This window comes from Streptomyces sp. NPDC079167, assembly GCF_040686735.1.
In the GTDB taxonomy this organism is placed as follows: domain Bacteria; phylum Actinomycetota; class Actinomycetes; order Streptomycetales; family Streptomycetaceae; genus Streptomyces.
Genome location: NZ_JBFBLO010000007.1, coordinates 191,319 through 209,533, shown reverse-complemented (window position 1 = coordinate 209,533; position 18,215 = coordinate 191,319). Strand labels below are relative to the sequence as shown.

General features: G+C 72.9%; 15 protein-coding genes. 8 read left to right on the top strand and 7 right to left on the bottom strand.

Translation table 11 applies throughout. The features are described from left to right. Nucleotides 1–57: 57 nt before the first annotated feature. Nucleotides 58–3,852: a polarized growth protein Scy gene (gene scy / locus AB0P41_RS17160; protein WP_365932693.1), complete on the bottom strand. Its 3,795-nt coding sequence runs from the start codon at nucleotides 3,850–3,852 to the stop codon at nucleotides 58–60. 242 nt (nucleotides 3,853–4,094) lie between these two features. Then, nucleotides 4,095–4,523: a methylmalonyl-CoA epimerase gene (gene mce, locus AB0P41_RS17155; RefSeq protein ID WP_365932692.1), complete on the bottom strand. Its 429-nt coding sequence runs from the start codon at nucleotides 4,521–4,523 to the stop codon at nucleotides 4,095–4,097. Between the two features lie 134 nt (nucleotides 4,524–4,657). Here mce and AB0P41_RS17150 point away from each other — a divergent pair, with 134 nt between their 5' ends. From AB0P41_RS17150 to AB0P41_RS17135, 4 genes are all read left to right on the top strand, one after another. Further along, on the top strand, nucleotides 4,658–5,860 hold the full coding sequence (locus AB0P41_RS17150) for an acetyl-CoA C-acetyltransferase (protein WP_365932691.1): 1,203 nt from the start codon (nucleotides 4,658–4,660) through the stop codon (nucleotides 5,858–5,860). A gap of 28 nt (nucleotides 5,861–5,888) precedes the next feature. After that, nucleotides 5,889–6,851 (top strand): methylmalonyl Co-A mutase-associated GTPase MeaB, encoded by a 963-nt coding sequence (meaB, locus tag AB0P41_RS17145; protein WP_356711558.1) that lies wholly within the window; start codon nucleotides 5,889–5,891, stop codon nucleotides 6,849–6,851. A 155-nt stretch (nucleotides 6,852–7,006) separates the two neighbouring features. Further along, nucleotides 7,007–9,475 carry a serine/threonine-protein kinase gene (locus AB0P41_RS17140; protein WP_365932689.1) on the top strand — a complete coding sequence of 823 codons (2,469 nt, stop codon included), beginning with the start codon at nucleotides 7,007–7,009 and terminating at the stop codon, nucleotides 9,473–9,475. Beyond that, nucleotides 9,472–11,733, top strand: a complete 2,262-nt coding sequence (locus AB0P41_RS17135; protein ID WP_365932687.1) for a PQQ-binding-like beta-propeller repeat protein — start codon at nucleotides 9,472–9,474, stop codon at nucleotides 11,731–11,733. Before AB0P41_RS17140 ends, AB0P41_RS17135 begins: the two co-directional genes overlap by 4 nt. Before the next feature lie 44 nt (nucleotides 11,734–11,777). Here the strand turns inward: AB0P41_RS17135 and AB0P41_RS17130 are convergent, their stop codons facing one another. After that, nucleotides 11,778–12,416, bottom strand: a complete 639-nt coding sequence (locus tag AB0P41_RS17130; RefSeq protein ID WP_365932684.1) for a PepSY domain-containing protein — start codon at nucleotides 12,414–12,416, stop codon at nucleotides 11,778–11,780. A 129-nt stretch (nucleotides 12,417–12,545) separates the two neighbouring features. Here AB0P41_RS17130 and AB0P41_RS17125 point away from each other — a divergent pair, with 129 nt between their 5' ends. After that, nucleotides 12,546–13,205, top strand: a complete 660-nt coding sequence (locus tag AB0P41_RS17125; RefSeq protein ID WP_356711550.1) for a response regulator transcription factor — start codon at nucleotides 12,546–12,548, stop codon at nucleotides 13,203–13,205. Next, entirely contained in the window at nucleotides 13,202–14,656 is a 1,455-nt protein-coding gene (locus AB0P41_RS17120; RefSeq protein WP_365932682.1) for a HAMP domain-containing sensor histidine kinase, read from the top strand. Before AB0P41_RS17125 ends, AB0P41_RS17120 begins: the two co-directional genes overlap by 4 nt. An 8-nt stretch (nucleotides 14,657–14,664) precedes the next feature. Here the strand turns inward: AB0P41_RS17120 and AB0P41_RS17115 are convergent, their stop codons facing one another. From AB0P41_RS17115 to AB0P41_RS17100, 4 genes are all read right to left on the bottom strand, one after another. Then, on the bottom strand, nucleotides 14,665–15,141 hold the full coding sequence (locus AB0P41_RS17115) for a MarR family transcriptional regulator (RefSeq protein ID WP_356711547.1): 477 nt from the start codon (nucleotides 15,139–15,141) through the stop codon (nucleotides 14,665–14,667). Between the two features lie 95 nt (nucleotides 15,142–15,236). Further along, nucleotides 15,237–16,001 carry an AIM24 family protein gene (locus AB0P41_RS17110; RefSeq protein ID WP_356711545.1) on the bottom strand — a complete coding sequence of 255 codons (765 nt, stop codon included), beginning with the start codon at nucleotides 15,999–16,001 and terminating at the stop codon, nucleotides 15,237–15,239. Continuing rightward, nucleotides 15,998–16,648 carry an AIM24 family protein gene (locus AB0P41_RS17105; RefSeq protein ID WP_356711543.1) on the bottom strand — a complete coding sequence of 217 codons (651 nt, stop codon included), beginning with the start codon at nucleotides 16,646–16,648 and terminating at the stop codon, nucleotides 15,998–16,000. The genes AB0P41_RS17110 and AB0P41_RS17105 overlap by 4 nt, the downstream gene beginning before the upstream one ends. Continuing rightward, the gene (locus AB0P41_RS17100; protein WP_365932841.1) at nucleotides 16,648–17,280 is read right to left on the bottom strand and encodes an AIM24 family protein; all 633 of its coding nucleotides are present in this window, start codon (nucleotides 17,278–17,280) and stop codon (nucleotides 16,648–16,650) included. The genes AB0P41_RS17105 and AB0P41_RS17100 overlap by 1 nt, the downstream gene beginning before the upstream one ends. 213 nt (nucleotides 17,281–17,493) lie before the next feature. On the opposite strand from AB0P41_RS17100, the gene AB0P41_RS17095 reads away from it, so the two are divergent. Further along, nucleotides 17,494–17,844, top strand: coding sequence for a DUF3817 domain-containing protein (locus AB0P41_RS17095; protein WP_356711541.1), 351 nt, complete (start codon nucleotides 17,494–17,496; stop codon nucleotides 17,842–17,844). Beyond that, nucleotides 17,841–18,134, top strand: a complete 294-nt coding sequence (locus tag AB0P41_RS17090) for an MTH1187 family thiamine-binding protein (RefSeq protein WP_015578763.1) — start codon at nucleotides 17,841–17,843, stop codon at nucleotides 18,132–18,134. The genes AB0P41_RS17095 and AB0P41_RS17090 overlap by 4 nt, the downstream gene beginning before the upstream one ends. Nucleotides 18,135–18,215 lie beyond the last annotated feature (81 nt).

Genomic DNA, 18,215 nt, shown 5'->3' with positions numbered 1-18,215 from the left:
CGCCCGGAGGGCTTGCGACCCGAAGGTTTGAATGTTCATGGCGAAGTACGGGTGCGGCTACCCGTCCGACGCCTTGCCGCCCGACCGGTTACCCGCCGCCGCACCGGCCTTGACGCCCCCGGAAGCGCCGCCCGACGCCTTACCCGTTCCCCCCGGAGCCTCGAAAGATTCCAACGCCTCCAGGACGTCCTGGACACGGGAGATCTCCGTATTGATGTCCTCGCGCCTGCGGACCAGCAGGTCCAGCTCCCGGCGGCCCTCGTCGACCATCTGCTCCGCCTCGGCCTGGGCGTCGGCGCGCAGCTTCTCGGCCACCCGGGTCAGCTCGGCCTTCTTCGTCTCGGCCTCCTTCAGCAGCGACTCGGCACGCTTCACGGCGGCGATACGGACCTTGCTCGCCTCCGAATTCGCGTCCGCCAGCAGCTCCTTGGCCTGGGCCTCGGCCTCGGCGCGCTGCTCCGTCGCGGCCTTCATCAGCTTGTCGACGCGCTCCCCGGCGGTCTTCATCTGCTCGGAGGTCTCACGCCTGGCGCGCTCGTGCAGCTCCTCGATCTCGCTCTCGATCCGGGCCCTGAGCTCCTCCGCACGCTCCCGGGTGGCGGTGGCGTCCCGGCGGGCGCCGACGAGCAGCTCGTCCGCGTCCGTACGGGCCCTCTCCACCAGGGTGTTGCCCTCGACCGTCGCCTCCGAGGTGATCCGCACCGCCTCGTTGCGCGCGGCGCCGACCATGCTGTCGGCCTGCTGCTCGGCCTCGGTGGCGGCGCGCAGCGCCTCCTCCTGGGCCTTCGCCACGAGCTGGTCGGCCTGTTCGGCAGCGTCGGCACGGCGCTTCGCCGCGGCCTCGCGCGCCTCGTCGAGCAGCCGGTCCGCCTCCTGGCGGGCCTCGGCGCGCAACTGCTCCGCCGCGGCCTCGGCGTCGGCCCTCAGCCGCTCCGACTCCTCGCGGGTGCGGGCCGCGTGCTCCTGGGCCGAACCGACGGTCTGCGCCGCCTCCGCGCGCAGCCGCTCCGCCTCGTCGGTCGCCTCTCCGACGAAGCGCTCCGACTGCTCGGTCGCCTCGGCGCGGATCCGCTCGCTCTCGGTCGTCGCCTCGGCCATGAGCCGGTCGGCCTGCGCCGCGGCCTCGGAGCGGATCCGGTTGGCGTCCTCACGGGCCTCACCGCGGGCACGGGAGGCGTCCTGCTCCGCCGACGCGAGGGCGTCGGAGGCCTCCGTACGCATCCGCTGGCTGTACTCCGAGGTGTCCGAGCGCAGCTTCTCCGACTCGGCGATGGCCTCCGACACGGTCCGCTCGGCCAGGGCCTTGGCGGCGTCCGCCTCCTCGTGCGCGACCTGGCGGACGCGGTTGGCGTCCTCGGTGGCCCGCTCGCGCTCGGCGTAGGCGTCGGTCCTGACCCGGTCCGCCTCCTCCTGCGCCTCGGTCCTCGTCCGCTCCGCCGAGTGCTCGGCGGCGGAACGCAGCCCGGTGATCTCCTCCTCGGCCTGCTCCTGCAGTCCGGCCACGGAGTCCCGCACCTGCTGAGCGGTCTGCTCGGCGGCCGAGACCAGCTCGGAGGCCCGGCTCTCCGCCTCCGCGACCAGCCGCTGGGCCTCGTCCTGGGCCTCCTCGACCCGCTTGCGGGCGGAGGCGAGGAGCTCCTCGCTCTGCTCGCGGGCGCGCTCGCGCTCCTGCTCGGCCTCCGCACGCGCCGAGCCGAGTGCCTCCTCCGCGGCGCGCCGGCGGCGGTTGGCCTCCTCCTGGGCGGCGGCCAGGGCCTCGGCCGCCTCCGCTCCGACCCGCTCGGCGGCTGCCGCCGCCTCGGAGCGGACCCGGTCGGCGCTCTCCTGCGCCTCGGTCTTCAGCCGCTCCGCCTCGGCCGCGGCCTCGCTGCGCAGCCGTACGGCCACGGACTCGCCCTCCGCACGGGACTGGGCGGCGTCGGCGGCGGCCTCGGTGCGCAGGCTCTCGGCCTCCGTCGTGGCCTGCTCCTGGAGCGCACGGATCCGCTCCGCGGCCTCCGCGCGCAGCCGCTCGGACTCCTCGCTCGTCTCGCGGCGGATCCGCTCAGCCTCCGTACGCGCCTGGCCGAGCGCCTCCTCCGCGGCGGTGACCCGGGACTCGGCCTCGGTGTGCAGCCGTGTCAGCTCGTCGGCGGCCTCGGCCTTGCGGGCCTCTATGGCCTGCTCGGTCTCCTCCCGCAGGGACGCGGCCGCGGTCTCCGCGGCGGCGGTCAGGGCGGCCGCCTGCTCCTCGGCCTCGGCGCGCACCTTCTCGGCCTCGGCGCGGCTGCGTTCCAGCGCTTCCTCGGCCTGCTTGCGCAGGGTGGCGGCGCGCTCGGCGGCCTCGGTCCTGACGCGCTCGCTCTCGGTGCCGGCGGAGGTACGCAGCTCCTCGGCGTCGGCCTTGGCCTTGGTGAGCAGCTCCTCGGCGGTGCGGGCACCCTCCTCGAGCTGCTGGACGGCCTCGCGGCGGGCCTCGCCACGGATCCGCTCACCCTCGGCGACGGCCTCGGAGCGCAGCTGCTCGGCCTCGCCGCGCAGCCGGCGGGCCTCCTCCTGCAGCTCGACGGTCTTGGCCCGGTACTCCTTGGTGTCGTCCTTGGCCGCGCCCTTGAGCTGGTCGGCCTGCTCGGCGGCCTCGCCGCGCAGCCGGTCCGCCTCGGCCTCGGCCTCGCGGCGGATCCGGTCGGCCTCCTCACCGGCGGCCTTGGTGGTCGACTTCGCGTCGTCGGAGGCCTTGGTCAGGACCTCCTCGGCGCTACGGGCGGCCTTGGCGAGCTGGGCCGCGGCGTCCTCGGCGGCCAGCGTGCGGGCCTTCTCGGCCGCCTCGGCGACCACCCGCTCGGCCTCCGCCCGGGCGTCGACGAGCGCCTGCTCGGCCTCTTCCTTGAGCGTCTCGGCCTGCTTCGTGGCCTCGCCGACCAGGCGGGCGATCTCGGACTTGGCCGTACGGGTGCGCTGCTCGTTCTGCGACTCGGCGCCGGCCAGCCGCTTGGCCGCGGCGTCCTTCGCCTCGGCGAGGACCTTCTCCGCCTCCAGCCGGGCCTCGCGCAGCCGGGTCTCCGCCTCCTGCATGCGCTGCTCGGCGGTGCGGTTCAGCTCCGCGGTCTGCTGCCGCGTCTGCTCGGTCTCGGAGGTGGCCGCCGAACGCAGCCGCTCGGCGTGAGTGGTCGCCTCCTGGGCCTGCGTCGAGGCCGCGTCGAGCAGCCGCTCGGCGTCCCTGCGGGCGCGCAGCAGCGTGGCCTCGGCCTCGGCACGGGCCGACTCGGCCTCGGAGTTGACGCGCCGGCGGGTCTCGTCCGCGAGCCGGGCGGCCTCGGCGCGGGCGGCGGCCAGCGACTGCTCGGCCTCCGTGCGCGACTCGTCCAGGAGGCGGCGGGCCTGGGACTCGGTCCTGGCCCGCAACTGCTCGGCCCAGGCGACGTTCTCGTTGACGTGGGACTCGACGGTCTGCCGGCGCTCCGCCAGCTCCTGGTCGAGCCGCTGCCGCCGCTGCACGGCCTCGGCGTGCAACTCGGCCTGCAGCCGGGCCTGGTGCTCCGCGTGCTCCTGCAGGATCCGCTGCGTCTGCGCCCTGGCCTCGCGCAGCTCGCGCTCGGCGTCGGTGCGCAGTTGGTCGGCCTGGATCTGGGCGTTGCGCAGCATCTGCTCGGCCTGGTAGCCGATGTCCGCGCTGTCGTGTGCGGGACGGGTCGCGAGGTTGCGCCGGGCCTCGTGCAGCTTGGCACGCAAGACCTCGACCTGGTAACCGAGGTCCTCGGCGTGCTGGACGGCCTTCTCCCGGTCGGTCTTCAGCCGGTCCATCTCGGCTTCGAACCGCGAGAGATGGTCGTCTTCAGCTCGGTGGCTCTGCTGGCTTTCGTAGCCCCGCACTGCGCGGTCCCATCCTTCCCCGAGCTCTCAACTGGTTCGAGCAGGGGACACCCCAACCCGAGCTCTCCACTGCGTTCGAGCAGGGGAGACCCCAACCCTGGTCGCAATTCTCCATACGAGGACCGCCCGCCGGCGAGCGGTCCCCCGGGGAATGGTGACAGATCAACGGCGAGGACGCGGCGCGGCCCCGGCCCGGCCCCGGCCCGGAGCCGCCCACTCTACCGGGCCGGATACCGGCCGGGTCAGGCCTCGGTCGCCGAGGTGACCAGTTCCGTCAGCACACCGTGGCAGTCCTTGGGGTGCAGGAAGGTGATCCGGGAGCCCATCGACCCGGTCCTGGGCTCGTCGTACAGCACCCGCACGCCCTTCCCGCCGATGTCCGCGGCGTCCCCGTCGACGTCGGCGGTCCCGAACGCGATGTGGTGCACACCCTCACCGTTCTTTTCCAGCCACTTGCCGACGGCGGAGTCCGCACGGGTCGGTTCCAGGAGCTGGAGGTACGAAGCACCGCCGTCCGAGGTGTCGTTGATCTTCAGCATGGCCTCGCGCACACCCTGCTCCTCGTTGGTCTCGGAGTGGTACACCTCGAAGCCGTAGGTCGCGCGGTAGAACTCCACCGTCCTGTCGAGGTCGAAACAGGCGATTCCGATGTGGTCGATTCGCGTCAGCATGGAACCAGTGCAGCGCTCCGGGGATGGTTACGCAACGTGCGCGCGATCACACCGACAGCCGGATGACGGGCGCCGTACCGCTCAGTACATTCGAGTAAACCCTCGTTCACAACCTAATCAAGGGGCTGTGCCTCATGTCAGGAACGACCGGAACCACCTCAGTGATCGTCGCGGGCGCGCGGACGCCCATGGGCCGTCTCCTCGGCTCGCTGAAGAGCTTCTCCGGAGCCGACCTCGGCGGCTTCGCCATCAAGGCGGCGCTGGACCGGGCCGGCATCGGCGGGGACCAGGTCGAGTACGTGATCATGGGCCAGGTGCTCCAGGCCGGGGCAGGGCAGATCCCGGCACGCCAGGCGGCCGTCAAGGCCGGCATCCCGCTGAACGTCCCCGCGCTCACCGTCAACAAGGTGTGCCTCTCGGGGCTCGACGCGATCGCCCTCGCGGACCAGCTGATCCGCGCCGGTGAGTTCGACGTCGTGGTGGCCGGCGGCCAGGAGTCCATGACCAACGCCCCGCACCTGCTGCCGAAGTCCCGCGAGGGATACAAGTACGGCGCGGTCGAGATGCTCGACTCGATGGCGTACGACGGCCTGACCGACGCCTACGAGAACATCCCGATGGGCGAGTCCACCGAGAAGCACAACACCCGCCTGGGCCTGACCCGCGCCGACCAGGACGAGATCGGGGCCCAGTCCCACCAGCGCGCCGCCGCCGCGCAGAAGAACGGCATCTTCGAGGCCGAGATCACGCCCGTCGAGATCCCGCAGCGCAAGGGCGACCCGGTCCTCTTCGCCAAGGACGAGGGCATCCGCCCCGAAACGACCGCCGAGTCCCTGGGGAAGCTGCGCCCGGCCTTCACCAAGGACGGCACGATCACGGCGGGGACCTCCTCGCAGATCTCCGACGGCGCCGCCGCCGTCGTGGTCATGAGCAAGGCGAAGGCCGAGGCGCTGGGCCTGGACTGGATCGCCGAGATCGGAGCCCACGGCAACGTCGCGGGCCCGGACAACTCGCTCCAGTCGCAGCCGTCCAACGCCATCCGGCACGCCCTGAAGAAGGAGGGCATCGGCGTCGAGGACCTCGACCTCATCGAGATCAACGAGGCCTTCGCGGCCGTCGCGGTCCAGTCGATGAAGGACCTCGGCGTCACCTCCGACAAGGTCAACGTCAACGGCGGTGCGATCGCGCTCGGCCACCCCATCGGCATGTCGGGCGCCCGTGTGGTGCTGCACCTGGCGCTGGAGCTGAAGCGACGCGGCGGCGGCACCGGGGCGGCGGCGCTGTGCGGCGGCGGCGGCCAGGGCGACGCGTTGATCATCCGCGTACCGGGCAAGTAGTCCGTACGAGCGAGCGAGGAGGCCGAGCGTGAAGGTGGACGTCCCCACCCTGGTCGAGCAGGCACGTGAGGGCAGGCCGCGTGCGGTGGCCCGGCTCATCTCCCTGGTGGAGGGTGCCTCGCCGCAGCTGCGTGAGGTGATGGCCGCCCTGGCACCGCTGGCCGGCCACGCCTACGTCGTCGGCCTGACCGGATCGCCGGGTGTCGGGAAGTCCACCTCGACCTCGGCCCTGGTCTCCGCGTACCGGAAGGCCGGCAAGCGGGTCGGCGTCCTGGCCGTCGACCCGTCGTCGCCGTTCTCCGGGGGCGCGCTCCTCGGGGACCGGGTCAGGATGTCGGAGCACGCCTCCGACCCGGGCGTCTACATCCGCTCGATGGCCACCCGGGGGCACCTGGGCGGCCTCGCCTGGTCGGCGCCGCAGGCGATCCGGGTGCTGGACGCGGCGGGCTGCGACGTGATCCTGGTGGAGACGGTGGGGGTGGGCCAGTCGGAGGTGGAGATCGCCTCCCAGGCCGACACCTCCGTCGTCCTCCTCGCCCCGGGCATGGGCGACGGCATCCAGGCGGCCAAGGCCGGAATCCTGGAGATCGGCGACGTGTACGTCGTCAACAAGGCCGACCGGGACGGCGCGGACGCCACCGCGCGCGAGCTCAACCACATGCTGGGCCTGGGCGAGTCCCGGGGGCCCGGTGACTGGCGGCCGCCGATCGTGAAGACGGTCGCCGCCCGCGGCGAGGGGCTCGACGAGGTGGTCGAGGCCCTGGAGAAGCACCGGGCGTGGATGGAGGAGCACGGCGTTCTGGCCGAGCGGCGCACGGCGCGTGCGGCCCGCGAGGTCGAGACGATCGCGGTCACCGCGCTCCGCGAGCGGATCGCCGATCTGCACGGCGACCGCCGGCTGGACGCCCTCGCGGAACGGATCGTGGCCGGAGGCCTCGACCCGTACGCCGCGGCGGACGAGCTGGTCGCGGGACTCACCGGCGCGAACTGACGGCCCCCGGGCGGCGTGCGGGCCGCCCGGGAGCCGCTGCCGCCGTGTCCGGAAGGACCGTTCTCCCCGCCTGACGGGGCGTGAAAAGATGCCGCGCACGGGGCGCGTGCGGTGCGCGCCGGTCATGCACCTCGGGGGGACGCATGCTGGGGCCGTTGCGCGAGGACGCACCGAGACGTATCGGGCCGTACGCCGTGCTGGCGAGGCTCGGCGCCGGCGGCATGGGTGAGGTGTTCCTCGGGCTGCGCGACGGCTCCGGCGACGACGTCGCTCCCGTCGCGGTCAAGACGGTCAGGCGCGACGTGGCCCAGGACCCCGGGTTCAGGCAACGCTTCCGCCGCGAGATCGAGGTCGCCCGGTCGGTGACCGGCCCCGCCCTGGCCCCCGTTCTGGACGGTGACGCCGACGCCGACGTGCCCTGGCTGGCCACGGGCTACGTCGCGGGCCCGACCCTGTCGGCCGCGGTGCGCCGGTCGGGCGCCCTGGAGGAGGAAGAGGTCCGGATGCTCGGGGCGCGGCTCGCCAGGGCCCTGGGCACCGTCCACGAGGCCGGGGTCGTGCACCGGGACGTGAAACCCGGCAACGTCCTGCTCGCCGCCGACGGGCCGCGCCTGATCGACTTCGGGATCGCCCGCGGCGCGGGCGCCACCCCGCTCACGACGACCAGCCGCATGATCGGCAGCCCCGCCTTCATGTCCCCGGAGCACGTGGCGGGCAGCGGACGCGTGGTGCCCGCCTCCGACGTCTTCTGCCTCGCGTCCGTCCTCTGCTTCGCGGCGACGGGCCACGACCCGTTCGGCGACGGCCCGGTGGCCGCGGTGCTGTACCGGGTGAAGTACGTCGAGGCCGACCTCGACGCAGTGCCCGGCGCCCTGCGCGCGGTGCTCCAGGACTGCCTGGTTGCCGACCCCTCCGCCCGCCCCACCCCCGCCGAACTCGCCGCCCGGCTGGCCCCGGAGGGGTCGGTGGGGTGGCCCGGCCCGGTGGCGGCCCACATCGCCGAGTACGAGCGCGAGCTCGCCTCCGTCCGGGCGCTGGGCGGGCCGCTGCTGCCGGGATACACCCCGACGCAGGCGGCCACGGGCAGCAGGACACCCCTGGACCAGCTGCCCACGCAGGGGCCGGGGCCGGTACGGGTCGGCCGGCTGCCCACCCAGGGGCCCGGGCTGCCGCCCGGAGACGCTCCCGCCCGCTCTGCCCGCCGCCGGCGCCTCCTCGGAGCGGCCCTGGCCGCGATCGTCCTGGCCGGGGCGGCCACGGGAGGTCTGCTCGCGCTGCGGGACGACGGCGACGGCGGTGGCGGGGGCGCGGACGATGGGGGCGGCGGGGGCGGAAAGGCCCCCGCCCGGATCGTGGCGGGCGTCGACACGGGCGGCGGGCCGGAGAACTCCGGCACCGTGTCCTACGGCCGTGAGGTCCGCCCCACCGGCTGGAAACCGTGGAAGGGCGAGTTCGCCGGTACCCCGCTGGGCTGCGCCGCGGGCCGGGACGTGCTGGTGTGCCGGCGGGTGGACGGGTCGTACGAGGCGGTGTCGGCGGCGGACGGCGAGCGGCTGTGGGAGTACGCGACGGACGAGGAGCAGTCGGTGGGCGCCCGCATCAGTCCCACCGGGCAGTTCTTCATGCCCGGCGGGTCGACCCGCCCCGCGGTCCACGACGACACGGTGTTCTTCGCCACCGGCAACCGCCTCGTCGCGGTCGACGCCCTGACGGGGAAACCTCGCTGGGACATCCGGTCCGGCGGGGCCTTTCTGCTGGAGAGCGCCCCGCTCGTCGCCGACGGGCTGGTGTTCGCCGACATCGGTGACCGGCCCGGCGGTTCGGAGGTCGCCGCCTTCGACCTGCGGACCGGTAAGGAGGTCTGGCGGAAACCCCTCGTCGCCGAAGGACTGGCGAAGGCCCAGGAGGACAACTTCTGGCCACTGGCCACCAGGGACGGTGTGCTCTACATCCGCAACGAGGAGGGGCTGCGGGCCCTGCGGACCAAGGACGGAGCGGAACTCGGCCGGATGACCGACGAGGACAACCGGTGCAGGGGGGCGCTGGCACGTCCCGACTTCGTGTACTGCGGCTCGTACTCCGGCGGTGGCGCCACGCTGAACCGGCTCGACGCGGACTCCCTGGACGTCACCGGGCAGATCTCCGTGCCCTCCGCCGAGGTCAACGAGGCACCGCTGGTGGCGGTCGACGACCATGTGAGCGTCCTCGTGCGCGGCGGTCTCCCCTGGGAGGACGACCCGGGCAGTCCCGAGATCGTCGTGATGCGGCGGGACAGCGACAAGGTGCTGGGCCGTTACCCGCTGGACAGGAGGACCGCGGGCTCGCCGACCAACCCGGCGTCGGTTCCGGTGATCACCGAGGACACCCTGCTCTGGGCCGACACCACGCACCTGTACACCGTCGCGCTGAACGACGGGGGCACACCGGGCCCCGTCCGCCGGACCGCACTCGCGGGCTCGCCCGGACCCGCCGCCGAGCCGGCGTACGACGTACTCGAATGGGGTGTGCGGATGGACAAGGAGATCCTGCCGCCCGAGGTCCTGCCCACCGGCGGAGCCGTCCACGTCGTGTACCACCAGGGCGTCGTCCTCTCCGTCGGGCTGCCCGGTCCGGACGCCTCGTGATCGGGCCCCTGCCCCCCGGCAGCCGCACCCGCATCGGCCCGTACAGGCTCCTGGGGCTGCTCGGCGCGGGAGGCATGGGCGAGGTGTACCTGGCGCGGCCGGACCACGCCCCCGCGGTCCCCGGCGCACCCCTCGCCGGGCTGGTCGCCCTCAAGACCGTGCTCGCCGGACTCGACCTCGACGACGGTTTCCGCATCCGCTTCCGCCGGGAGATCGAGGCGGCCGGTGCCGTGCGCAGTCCGCACACGGCGGCTCTCGTCGCGGGCGACGCGACCGGCACCGCCCCCTGGCTCGCCACGGAGTACGTGCCGGGCCCGTCGCTCGCCGAGGCGGTCTCCCGTACGGGCCCGCTGCCCGAGGCCGTCGTCCGTGCCGCCGGTTCGCGCCTCGCCCTGGCACTCGCCGACATGCACGCCGTGCGGGTCCTGCACCGCGACCTCAAACCGGGCAACGTCCTGCTCGGTGCCGACGGGCCGAAGGTGATCGACTTCGGTATCGCCCAGGCTTTCGAGGCCACCCAGCTGACCCGGACAGGGGTGGTGGTCGGCACTCCCGGTTACATCTCGCCCGAACACGTCAACGGCTCCCGGGCCCTGGTCCCCGCCTCCGACGTCTTCTGCCTGGGCGCGGTGCTCGCCTTCGCCGCGACCGGGCGCGGCCCGTTCGACGACTCCGACATGGCCGCCGTGATCTTCCGTATCGCACACGGCGAACCCGAACTGGACTCGGTGCCGGCGGGACTGCGCGGCGTGATCGAGCAGTGCCTCGGCGGACGTGCCGAGGACCGGCCGGAGCCGGCGGAGCTGGCCCGCCTCCTGCTGCCGGACGACCCGCCCGAGCCCTTCCCCTGGAACGGACGGGTGGCGGAGCAGCTCACCGCCCACGCGGCGGCGGCCGTGGCGTGCGCGGAAGCGGCCGGCCCCGGACAGATCCCGTGGACGGCCCCACCGGCCGCCCACGAACCCACGGTGGGACCGGGGCCCTCGGGCGGAACGGCTGCCGGGAGGCGCGGCCGGCGGTGGCCGGTGCTCGCCGCGGCAGCCGCAACGGTCTGCGCGGTCCTCGCTGTCGTCCTGGTGCCGCGCCTCCTCGACGGGAGCGGCGGCGGGACACCCGCGGCGGGCGGCGGAACCGCGACGCCCCGGCCCGCGGCCTCCCGCACCCCGGCGGCGGGCGTCGTGATCTCCGGCGCGGACGCCGGGCGCACGGGCGACTTCGGGGCCCGGGGCGCCGACGAGGCCGTCCGCCCAGCGGGCTGGCGGCCCTGGAAGCACGGGCAGAAGGTCGCCGAGTACGGCTGTGTCCTCGCGGGCCCCGTGCTCGTCTGCTCGGGCGAACGGGGCGTCACCGCGCTGGACGCCTCCTCCGGCGAGCAGCGCTGGACCGTGCCCGAACCACGCGGCGCGGCGACCCCGGGCACCGCGGGCCACTCGATCGCCGCTGTCCGGGCGGACACCGTCTACGCGTTCATGGGTGACGCGCTCGTGGGCCTCCGGCTCGGCGACGGCAAGCGGGTGTGGCGGAAGGCACTGCCCGAGGGACACATCGGGATGGGCCCCTTGTACGCGGACGGAGTGCTCTACTACGTCGAGCAGCAGCAGGGCGGCGACCGGGGCACGCTCGTCGCCCAGCGGCTGACGGCCGACCGTCCGGAGAAGTGGCGGAGACCGTATGCCGAGTTCGATTTCACGCTGGTCGCCGGTGGTGGCCTGCTGGTGGCGGTCGGGAGCGGCATCGACGTCTTCGACCCGGAAACGGGCCGGCCGGAGACCCGGGCCGCCGACGGGTACACCGGCTGCGGATACCCGGTGCTGGCCGGGAAGCAACTGCTCTGCTCCGGTGAGGACGGGCTCACGGTGCTGGATCTCACCGATCCGTCGAAGCGCCGCAGGATCGCCGAGGAGGTGACGATCCGCGTCAAGCCGGCAGTCTCGCGCGACGGCACGGTCGTGGTGTCCACCGGGCAGGAGGCGTACGCGTACGGTCTCGCCGACGGCCGGCGGCTCTGGAGCACCGTCGAGGAGTACGGCCTGGACCTCGAGGTCGACGACGTGCTGATCTCGGGCGACAGCGTCCTGTTCACCAGGGGGTCGAGTGTCGACGCCTACGACGTGAAGGCGTCGGGGGACGGCAGGCAGGAGACCGACTCGAAGTTCTTCGCCGGCCCCGTCGACGGTGAGTCCGACGTGCTCGCCGCCGGTGACGTGGTCTTCCTGTCCTTCACCGACGGCACGGTCCTGTCCGGCTTCGCGCCGTGAGGCGGAGCCGGACAGAACCGCGGGGTCCGTGACCGGGGGACGGATCAGTCGTCGTCGCCGTCGTCACCGTCGTCGTTGTCGTCGTCGTCCTGGTCCACGGTGACCTTGCCGCTCCCGGCATCGACGTGCAGCTCGTGCTGCTTGCCGTCCTTGCCCGTGACATCGACGTCCCAGCGCAGCGCACCCCGCTTGCCGTCGTCGTCATCGTCGTCGTCCAGGTCCACCGAGGTCACCGTGCCGGGCTGCGCGCCGAGCGCCGCCTTCACCGCGGCGTCCAGGGACACGGCCGCCGAGCGGGGCGCGTGCCGGTCGCGGTCGTCGTTGTCGTCGTCCTCGCGGGCCGAGGCCACCTTGCCGTTCGCCGCGTCCACGGTCACGTCGTGCCAGGCCTTGTCGGAGCCGTACACGTCGAGCTCCCAGACCGTACGGTCGCTGTCGTCGTCATCGTCCAGCTCGGCCTCGGTGACGGTGCCGGGGACGGCCTTCAGCGCGGCGCCGGCGGCCTCGCCGACGGTGGTGCGTCCGCTCTTCTGCTCCCCGCTGCCGCCTGCCGCCCGGTCCGCCGCGGCCGTCCGGTCGTCCGTGCCCCCGCTGTCGGAGTCCGCGAAGGCGGCGGTCGTGGCGAGTCCGCCGCCGACCAGTACGGCCGCGGTGAGGGTGGCGATGGCGATGTTGCGCTTCATGGTGGGTTCCTCCCCGATGGGATGTGCTGTGCTGTGCTGAGCGACGGGAACCACACTGGCCCGCCGATGCTGAACGCAGCCTGAAGCCACCTGAAGACGTCTTCAGGTTCGGTTTGCGAAGCTGTCCCCATGCGCCTGTTGATCGTGGAGGACGAGAAGCGTCTCGCGACGTCCCTCGCGAGGGGACTCACCGCCGAGGGCTTCGCCGTCGACGTCGTGCACGACGGCCTGGAGGGGCTGCACCTGGCGGGTCAGGGCGTCCACGACCTCGTGGTCCTCGACATCATGCTGCCCGGGATGAACGGCTACCGGATCTGCGCCGCCCTGCGCGCCGCGGGGCACGAGATGCCGATCCTGATGCTGACCGCGAAGGACGGGGAGTACGACGAGGCGGAGGGCCTGGACACCGGCGCCGACGACTATCTGACCAAGCCGTTCTCGTACGTCGTGCTCGTCGCGCGGATCCGCGCGCTGCTGCGCCGCCGCGGTGGCTCCGCCTCGCCGGTGCTGACCGCCGGCACGCTGCGGATGGACACCTCCGCCCGCCGTGTCCACCGGGGTGAGGAGGAAGTCACCCTCACCGCCAAGGAGTTCGCCGTCCTGGAACAGCTCGTGCTGCGGACGGGCGAGGTGGTGAGCAAGGCGGACATTCTGGAACACGTCTGGGACTTCGCCTACGACGGCGACCCGAACATCGTCGAGGTCTACATCAGCACGCTGCGCCGCAAGCTCGGCGCCGCGTCGATCCGCACCGTACGGGGCGCGGGCTACCGGCTGGAGGCGCTGTGAGGTCCGTACGGGCCAGGGCCGCCCTGGGCGCCACCCTCGTCGTCGCCGTCGCGCTGACCGTCGCCGGGCTGGCCGTGCTGCTGGTGCTGCGCGGCAACCTGACGGACCGGGCGGGCCTGGAGGCCGAGGTGACCGCGCGGGAGGTGGCGGGGGAGCTGGCCCTGGGCACGGCGTACGCGGAGCTGGAGGCGGGCGACGAGGACAGCCACCCCGTCCAGGTCACCGACGAGGAGGGGCGCGTGGTGGCCGTCTCCAAGGACCTGGAGGCGATCTCCGGGACGGGCACGGCACAGGTCGTGCCGGTCGCCCCGGCGCCGGCCACCGTCCCGGGGGACGATGACGACGACGATGACGACGACGGGGCCGACCCGCCCCGCAGCGAGGTCTCCTCCGACCCGCCGGACTTCACGAACGGCACCGCCACGGTCGACGGGGAGAGGGCGGACTACCGCTTCGCCGCCGTCGAGGTGACCACGCGGGAGGGCGTCACCCTGACCGTCCATGCGGGCGCCCCGCTCGCGGCCGAGCAGGAGGCCGTGGACACCGTACGCAACTCCATGCTGACCGGACTGCCCGTCATGCTGCTCGTCGTCGCCGGGGTGACCTGGCTGGTCACCCGGCGCGCACTGCGCCCGGTGGAGGGCATCAGGCGGGAGCTGGCCGCGATCACCGCGTCCGAGGACCTCGGGCGCCGCGTGCCCGAGCCGGACTCCCGGGACGAGATCGCGCGGCTGGCCCGTACGACCAACGAGACCCTCACGGTGCTGGAGGCCTCGGTCGACCGGCAGCGGCGCTTCGTGGCCGACGCCTCCCACGAGCTGCGCAGCCCGATCGCCTCGCTCCGTACCCAGTTGGAGGTGGGTGAGGCCCACCCGGAGCTGCTGGACGTGCCCGGAGCCGTCGCCGACACCGTACGGCTGCAGGTGCTCGCCGCCGACCTGCTGCTGCTCGCCCGGCTGGACGCGGGGGAGCGCCCGGGGCGTACGGCGGTCGACCTGGGCGCGCTGGTCCGCGAGGAGGTGTATCGGCGTGCGGCGGACCGGATCGCACCGGAGGTCTCCGTGGCGGACACCGGGACGCTCGAAGTCGGCGGATCACGCGGCCAGTTGGCGCGGGTGGTCGGCAATCTGCTGGACAACGCCGAGCGCCACGCGGAGAGTTCGGTCGCCGTCTCGGTGCGGACGGACGGGGCCGATGTGCTCGTGGAGGTCACGGACGACGGAGCGGGTGTGCCCGAGGCCGAACGGGACCGGATCTTCGAGCGCTTCGTACGCCTGGACGACGCCCGCAGCCGCGACGACGGCGGGGCCGGGCTCGGCCTGGCCATCGCCCGTGATGTGGCCTCCCGGCACGGAGGCACACTCACGGTGGGCGAAGGGGCGGGCGGCGGCGCGCGGTTCACCCTGCGGCTGCCGGGGCGGCCCGGGGCTGGAACGGACGCCGGCGGCTGAGGTCCGGTCTACGGCTTGCCGCGCCTGCCGCGCAGGTGCTCCGCGATCGGGGTCAGCGCCGCGTGCAGTGCGGCGAGCTCCTCGGGGGAGAGCAGGTCCATGAAGTGCCGCCGCACCGACTCGACATGGTGCGGCGCGACCTTCCGCATCGTCTCGCCGCCCAGGTCGGTGAGGACCGCGAACAGCCCCCGCCGGTCGGACTCGCAGTGCTCGCGCCGGACCAGGCCGGCGTTCTCCATGCGGGTGATCTGGTGGGAGAGCCTGCTCTTGGACTGCAGGGTGGCGGCGGCGAGATCGCTCATCCGCAGGCGCCGGTCCTCCGACTCCGAGAGGTTGACCAGGATCTCGTAGTCGTTCATGGTCAGGCCGAACGGCTGGAGGTCCTTCTCCAGCTGATGCGTCAGCAGCCTGCTGACGTCCAGGTGGGTGCGCCAGGCGCACTGCTCCGCATCGGTCAGCCAGCGGGTGGCCGTCTCGGTCTCCATGTATGGATTCTACCTAAGATGTTGAAAGCCGGACGAAGTCTGGGGGTGTGACTCCTCGCACGCACTGCCGGGCGTCACACTCCGCAGACTACCGTTCACAGCCCGAAGCGACGCTGGAGGTCCCCCAGCTGACCGGGCATGCGAGGTGCGGAGCCGTGTTGACCTCCGCCACCCGGCACACCCGGCTCGTGCGGGACGGCGCCGGTCGCCTGCTCCGGCATCAGCACCTCGGACGACTGGAGCAGCACCGTGCCCGCCCCGACGAACTCGAACTGGTGCTCCTCGCCGGAGGTGCCGCCGATCCCGGTCAGCGAGCGGAGCCCGCCCATCACGCCCGTCATGTAGCCGTGATCGTAGTGGTGGCACGGTGAGGGGCAGTCCGCCCATCCCACCAGCGCCTGCGGATCCACCCGCAGCGGCGGCTCCATGAAGACCACCGGACCGTTGGACGCGGCGACGAACTTCCCCGTACCGATCAGGGTCAGGAAGCCCGGCACGATCGACTGCTTCAGCGCCAGCGTCGGCTGGTAGGCCAGCAGATTGCCGGACCGGATCGTCAGGTTGCCGTCCTCCAGGTCGAAGGAGTTCACGTCGAAGGCCCGGTCGGCGAGCAGCATCTTGCCGCTGCCCTCGGCCACCACCCAGTCGCTCGCGTGCAGCGGGGAGTGGAAGCTGGTGCGGATCAGCCGCTCGAAGCGACCGTGCCCGATGCCGTTGAACTCGATCTGCCCGTAGTAGGCGATCATCTTGCCCTTCTGCAGGAACCACTGGCTCCCCTTGAGCTCCACGCAGAAGGTGTACGCGTTGACGTTGTCGTCCGACGGCAGCGTCATCGGGTCGAGAATCACCGGTGTGCTCACAGCTTCTCCTCCGACGCCTGGACGTACACCGCTCCGTTGCCGCTGAGCTCCAGCTGGAACGCCTCACCGGAACCGCGCCCCACCATGTCGCGCCAGCCGAGCGCGGTGGACAGCTTGTTCGTCACGTCCCCGTGGTGGGCGACGTACGCCTGCGGGTCGACATGGACCGGCCTGCCCGGCGTGATCGGCAGCTCGACGACCCCGCCGTGCGCCATCACGGCGACCGCGCCGTGCCCCTTGAGCGTCGTCGTGAAGAGGCCCTGCCCGGTCACCTGGCCGCGCACCATGCCCATCACGCCGCCCTGCGAGCCCATGAACATCGTGCCCTGCTGGAGCGTCCCGTCGAAGGCGAGCAGCCGGTCCGCCTCCACGTACAAGGTGTCGCCCGCGAGGTCGATCACCTGGATGTGGTGGCCGCCGTGGCCGAACATCACCGTGCCGTTGCCCTCGACGGTCATCAGCGGGGTCGCCTCGTTCGCCACCCGCCGGCCGATCATCGACCCCAGGCCGCCCTGCCCGCCCTGGATGTTCGGGGTGAACGAGACGTCGCCCCGGTAGGCGAGCATCGCGCCGCGCTGGCTGTACAGCGTCCGGCCGGGGCCCACCACGGCCTCGACCATCTTCGAGTTGATCTCACGGAACGGCATCAGACGTCGCCTCCGACGGTGTTCCGCTCACTGGGCTGTACGTAGACCAGGCCGTCGCCCTCGAAACGGATCTGGAAGGACTCGCCGGAGCCCTCGCCCATGAGCGTCCGGAAGTTGACCCCGGACTGGAAGTGCTGCTGGAGCCTGCCCTGGTGGGCGATGTAGGCGCCGGGGTCGACGTTCAGCGGGTACTGGGGTGTCACCCGCAGCACCACGGCGGAGCCGTCCGACATGATCGCCGCCCGGCCGGTGCCCTCGACGGTCGTGGTGAACAGGCCGTTGCCGCTCGCCCCGCCCCTGAGGCCCGTGAAGGTGGTGCCGGTGCGCAGCCCGGCGTCGGTGGCCAGCAGGTTGCTGGACTCGACGTACAGCGTCTCGCCGTGCAGCGAGACTAGGTTGATCTCACTCGCCCGGTCTGCGAAATAGCAGGTGCCCTCCCCCTTCACCTCCATCATCACCATCTGCTCGCCGGTCAGCCGCCGGGTCACCATCCCGCGGAGGCCCTCACCGCCGCCCGACATCTTCTTGAACGCCATCCGGCCGTCGTACGCGACCATCGAGCCGTTCTTCGCCTTGACGGCGTCGCCTGTCAGGTCGACGGCGAGCGTCTTGCTGCCTTGGAGTCGGAACATCGCCACAGTGCGACGTTAGCCGCAGGGGAGCCCGGCCCGACAGGGCCCGGCGGCCGATCCCGACCCCGACATGACCCTGATATGCGCGGATACGTGCCGGGAGCCCGGACACGGCCCCCCTGCCCCGGGGAGCCGGGGGCGATGCCACAATGGACCTGCTTGTGCCTGCTTTCACAAGCCGACACGCCCCTCCCACCCACCGAAGGTGCCCTCGTGGACATCAAGACCGCTTCCGCCCTGCACCGGCTGCGCCTCATCTCGCTTCCCGAGGCGCTGTCCTTCCCGGCGCTGCTCATCTTCGGCTCGCTGCTCATGCGGGTCTCGGACATCGACTTCCTGATGCCGCCGCTCGGCGCGCTGCACGGCATCCTGTTCACGATCTACCTGGTGTTCCTGCTGGACGTGTGGCACAAGGCCAAGTGGCCGTTCAAGCGTGTCGCCCTGTTCTTCGTCCTCGCGGTGATCCCCTTCGGCGGGCTCTACGGCGAGAAGCTGCTCAAGAAGTACGAGGCCGACGGCGTCATCGCCGCCCGCGCCCGCGCCGAGGGGACGGTCAGCGCATGATCGTCGCCTTCTCCGTCAGCCCTTTGGGCGTCGGCGAGGACGTCGGTGAGTACGTCGCCGACGCCGTCCGTGTCGTCCGCGAGTCCGGGCTGCCCAACCGCACGGACGCGATGTTCACCTCGATCGAGGGCGAGTGGGACGAGGTCATGGACGTCGTGAAGCGTGCCGTCGCCGCCGTCGAGGCCCGTGCGGGCCGCGTCTCCCTCGTACTGAAGGCCGACATCCGGCCGGGCGTCACCGACGGTCTGACCTCCAAGGTCGAGACGGTGGAGCGGCACCTGGCGGGCTGACGCCCCGTCCCTACGCGTACCACGGGCCCCCCGACGCCGTCCGGCGCCGGGGGGCCCGTTCCGTTCGGGCGAAGAAATCCG

Coding starts and splice junctions, on each gene's coding strand:
- mce (WP_365932692.1), bottom strand. CDS start 4,523: ATGCTGACGCGAATCGACCACATCGGAATCGCCTGTTTCGACCTCGAC.
- AB0P41_RS17150 (WP_365932691.1), top strand. CDS start 4,658: ATGTCAGGAACGACCGGAACCACCTCAGTGATCGTCGCGGGCGCGCGG.
- AB0P41_RS17130 (WP_365932684.1), bottom strand. CDS start 12,416: ATGAAGCGCAACATCGCCATCGCCACCCTCACCGCGGCCGTACTGGTC.
- AB0P41_RS17125 (WP_356711550.1), top strand. CDS start 12,546: ATGCGCCTGTTGATCGTGGAGGACGAGAAGCGTCTCGCGACGTCCCTC.
- AB0P41_RS17115 (WP_356711547.1), bottom strand. CDS start 15,141: ATGGAGACCGAGACGGCCACCCGCTGGCTGACCGATGCGGAGCAGTGC.
- AB0P41_RS17105 (WP_356711543.1), bottom strand. CDS start 16,648: ATGCCGTTCCGTGAGATCAACTCGAAGATGGTCGAGGCCGTGGTGGGC.
- AB0P41_RS17100 (WP_365932841.1), bottom strand. CDS start 17,280: ATGTTCCGACTCCAAGGCAGCAAGACGCTCGCCGTCGACCTGACAGGC.
- AB0P41_RS17090 (WP_015578763.1), top strand. CDS start 17,841: ATGATCGTCGCCTTCTCCGTCAGCCCTTTGGGCGTCGGCGAGGACGTC.